5 protein-coding genes are annotated in these 3,854 nt (G+C 65.0%); all 5 read right to left on the bottom strand.

Annotated elements, in window-relative coordinates; all coding sequences use genetic code 11:
* Positions 1 to 383 precede the first annotated feature (383 nt).
* The 5 genes from QZY03_RS02935 to QZY03_RS31940 all read right to left on the bottom strand — a co-directional run bounded on the left by QZY03_RS02935 (position 384) and on the right by QZY03_RS31940 (position 3,734).
* On the bottom strand, positions 384 to 824 hold the full coding sequence (locus QZY03_RS02935) for a type II toxin-antitoxin system VapC family toxin (RefSeq protein ID WP_295578140.1): 441 nt from the start codon (positions 822 to 824) through the stop codon (positions 384 to 386).
* Positions 821 to 1,078: a plasmid stabilization protein gene (locus tag QZY03_RS02930; protein ID WP_295578138.1), complete on the bottom strand. Its 258-nt coding sequence runs from the start codon at positions 1,076 to 1,078 to the stop codon at positions 821 to 823. Before QZY03_RS02930 ends, QZY03_RS02935 begins: the two co-directional genes overlap by 4 nt.
* A gap of 257 nt (positions 1,079 to 1,335) precedes the next feature.
* Positions 1,336 to 1,914: an acyltransferase gene (locus QZY03_RS02925; RefSeq protein ID WP_295578136.1), complete on the bottom strand. Its 579-nt coding sequence runs from the start codon at positions 1,912 to 1,914 to the stop codon at positions 1,336 to 1,338.
* Positions 1,915 to 1,941: 27 nt separating this feature from the next.
* A complete protein-coding gene (locus tag QZY03_RS02920; protein ID WP_295578134.1) occupies positions 1,942 to 2,997 on the bottom strand; it encodes a Gfo/Idh/MocA family oxidoreductase in 1,056 nt (351 codons plus the stop codon).
* Between the two features lie 248 nt (positions 2,998 to 3,245).
* A complete protein-coding gene (locus QZY03_RS31940) occupies positions 3,246 to 3,734 on the bottom strand; it encodes a PD-(D/E)XK nuclease family transposase (RefSeq protein ID WP_366935574.1) in 489 nt (162 codons plus the stop codon).
* Positions 3,735 to 3,854: the final 120 nt, after the last annotated feature.

Below are 3,854 nucleotides of genomic sequence, written 5' to 3'. Positions count from 1 at the left end.
GGCGATCTCACGCCGGCCGAAGCTCTCGCGGAAGAAGGCGTCGTGGGGGTTGGCGATGTTGTCCATGAGAAGAGGCTAGCCAGTTCCGCGGCGGCAGGCAAGACCCACGCGGATGCGATTTGTGTTGCGGGGAGCGCGGTCGGGCCGCTAGCCCGTACGGGGGTGGGACGCCAGTGCTGCCCGTTTGGGCACGCGTGGTGCAGTCCACCAGCGGCGGGAAGGATGACCAATGCCTTGACATGGCCCGAGCATTTTCATCATGGGGTACTAGTACCCCGTTCCAGCTATTGCTGCGAATCCGTAGTGCCTGCGAGTTACCATCCATGGCACTGGATTCCGGCATCCTGCCGGAATGACGCCGCAGCTTAAGTTGGAACGGTGTACTAGTGCCCGCTTGCCGGCCTGGTCTGCGTCCAGGGATTGACCAGGTCCAGGCCGCCGAGAAAATCAAAGTCCGAAACATTGCGCGTCGCCAATTGGAAACTGTAGCGTAAAGCGATAGCGCCAATTTGGGCGTCTTCGACTGAGATTGGCCGTCCCAAGTTCCGGGATTCGGTGATGATGGCCCCGTAGCGCAAGGCGCAGTCGCAGTCGAAAGCCAGGCAGCGTTGTTCAAAATCCTTTAGTACGACCGCCGCGGCAGCCGTGAGTGTCGTCTTGCGCCGACCCTTAGGCAGTATCCCGATACCGGTTTCGATCTCGGCGCGCGTGACTGCGGAGATGAATAAACGGCTGGCCACTTGGCGGTCGAGCCAGGCAATGACGGCCGGTTCCGGCTCCCGTTTCATCCATTCGGAGACGACGTTGGTGTCGAGCAGGATCACGGCTCGTTGTCTGCGAATGTGGGGGCGGCACGCGGCTGCGAGCGGGCGGGGAGTGGCACCTCGGCGCCTCCCGAGACTTCCAGCACTTGCTGGTGCAGGCGGGTCCCGAGATTGGTCTCGGCGACCGGCGGCGCCAGGGCCTCACGCAGGATCCGCCGCGCCTCTTCCTCCATTGAGCAGCCGCGTTGCGCTGCGGCGACCCGCAGTCGGGTCTTGAGTGAATCGTCGATATTTCGAATCGTGAGCACGGCCATGGGCAAGTCCCCGTGAATGACGTCAATGACTGCACTGTAGACAATGCATGCATCTGGGGCAAGTCCAGCGATCTAAGCCGTTGCGCGGGGTCGGGTTGATGTCGCAACGTCCGTGTGCAACATGGGTGTACGCACCGAAGCGGTGGGTCGCCGCAGAGGCCGTGGTTGGTCGAGGCGCACGACCAGCTCATCGTTGTCGGGCCGGGGCTCATGGCGCTCCCTGCACTGTGGTGATCCGCGCGCGGAGACGCGATCGGCTAGTCGGCGAGGCTCAGGCCGCCGGCGCTCAGGGTGTAACGGTCACCGGTGTGGGGGCAGACGGCCGCGCCATCGCCGGTGAGCGGCAGGGGCAGGCGGTCACCGTAACGGCTGATCCAGCCGACCTGACGGGCGGGGACGCCGAGCATGAGGGCGAAGGGCGGGACGTTGCGGGTCACGACGGCGCCGGCGCCGATGAAGGCGTGGGCGCCGATTTCGACTCCGCAGACGATGGTGCAGTTGGCCCCCAGGGTGGCGCCGCGGCGAACCAGGGTGTCGCGGTATTGGTCTTTGCGGCTGACCGCGGAGCGCGGGTTATAGACATTGGTGAAGACCATGCTTGGGCCGCAGAAGCAGTCGTCTTCAAGCGTGACATTGTCGTAGACCGAGACGTTGTTCTGGATCTTGACGTTGTCGCCGATGATCACGCGGTTGCCCACGTAGACGTTCTGGCCGAGGCTGCACCCGCGCCCGATTCGCGCCCCGGCGCAGACGTGGACCCAGTGCCAGATGCGGGTGTCGGTGCCGATCTGGGCGCCGGTGTCGATGATGGCCGTGGGGTGGACGCTGTAGTCCATGGCGGTAGTCCCGTGTGCGTGGGTGGTTCAGTATTCCAAGGGCAGGGAGACCTTACGGCCGTCCCGCGCGGAGAGGTACGCGGCGATCAGCAGTTCCAGCGAGCGCAGCCCCTCGCGGCCATCGGTTTCGGCCTGGGTTTCGCCGCGCAGCGTTCGGATCACGTTATCGTAGTAGGGCAGGTGGCCCTGGCCATAGACCGAGGTGGTCTGGTAGTTGGCGGCCTCGACCTGCGCGTCATCCGGGTCCGGCTGCGCGAACTCCCAGTGGTCGAAGCGGTTGACCGCGACTCCGGACAAGCGCACGGTGCCGGTTTCTCCGAGGATGGTGATCGAGCCTTCCAAGTTCTTGGGATAGGCGAGCATGGTTGCGCTCATGGTGCCGAGCGCGCCGGAGCGCCACTCCAGGTTCATGACGGCGGTGTCTTCGACTTCGATGCGGCGGGCCAGGGTGGCGGTCATGGCGTGGACGCTCTGTACCGGTCCGATGAGCCAGTCGAGCAGGTCGACATAGTGGCTGGCCTGGTTCATCAGGGCGCCGCCGTCGAACTCCCAGGTACCGCGCCAGGGGGCGCTGTCATAGTAGCTTTGCGGGCGGCTCCAGAACACGTTGACCTGGACCATGTAGATGCGCCCGAAGCGGCCCTTGCGGACGGTGTTCCGCAACAATTGCAGGGTCGGATTGTGGCGATTCTGCTTGACCACGAAGAGACGCACGTTGGCGTCGTCGCAGACTTCGACCATGCGCTTGCCGTCCCGCCAATGGGTAGCCATGGGTTTCTCTGTCATCACATGGCGCCCGGCCTGCGCGCACATGATGGTCTGGGTGGAGTGCAGGCCGCTGGGGGTGCACAGTGCGATCAGATCGGCGTCGCACTGGTCGAGGAGTGCCTTCAGATCCGTGAAACCGGCTGCCCCGGTGGTCGCCACGGCTTGGTCCAGCGTGCCCGGATGGTCATCGCAGACGGCGACGGTCTCGATCCGCTCATCATGCTGCGCCGCCGCCTCGAAATGGCGTTGAGCGATGCGCCCGCAGCCCACGATGGCGAGTTTGATGCGGCGGTCGGCGGGGATGATGGGCAGCATGGGCGGGCTCCTGGGTGGGGTGCGGACGCGGTATCCGGGTTGCGATGGTCCGGGGTGGGTGTGGTCTTGGCTGATCCAGTGTGGACCTGCGGTGGTCTTTTGTCTGCGCGGCGCTTCTATTATCGCGCGGATGGGGTTCGCCGCCGAACTCGGCGGGCATTGATGGTGGGATCGATGCGGGATGCATGGCGGCGGTCAGCGGGGGGGCTCTGCGGGCATCGGGGGCGTCATCGCGGGATGAGTCTTGCTCATCGTTCCGGTCGGCGTCCGGGCGTCGCGGTCAGGAGGTCGAGGCTTTTCGGTGATTTCAGGGGAAGGGTCTGCCGATGTGTTGAGGGGGCGACTGAAGTCGCCCCTACAGTCGCCTCGACAGTCGCCCCCGACCGCCGGCACCGATGGCGGTGGATGGGATGCCCGGAAGGCGCGGGCACCAGCAACTGTTGGCTGTAGAGGTCGTCCCAGGTGTACAGGATACGGGCGGGCAGGTCGCGATGGGTCACCAGTTGGATCTCGGCCTGATCGAGTCGGGCGTGCGCATCACGGGCTTTGACATCGACGATGCTGAGTTTATCGGTGAGGAATTCGCGTTCGTTGTAGGGGTTGATGATGTCGACCTGGGTGACCGGGCTGGGCAAGTCCGCGCCGAGGGTGGCGTTGAGAAAATGGATGAGCAGGTTGCGGTTGTCCTCGGCGCCCAGCAGGGCTTTGAGTGATTCGTGAAAGGCGCACGGCGACACTGTGGGAGCGGCCTCCGGCCGCGATGGAGGCTTGCCGGGTCCTCGGGGTGTCGGCGTTCACTGCGGCGCCAATCGCGGCCGGAGGTCGGTCCCACGGGAACGGCTTTTCAGTCAGTCCGC

Origin of the sequence: uncultured Lamprocystis sp. (assembly GCF_903933125.1) — a bacterium.
Lineage (GTDB): Bacteria > Pseudomonadota > Gammaproteobacteria > Chromatiales > Chromatiaceae > Thiodictyon.
This window is presented reverse-complemented; position numbering and strand designations above follow the sequence as displayed.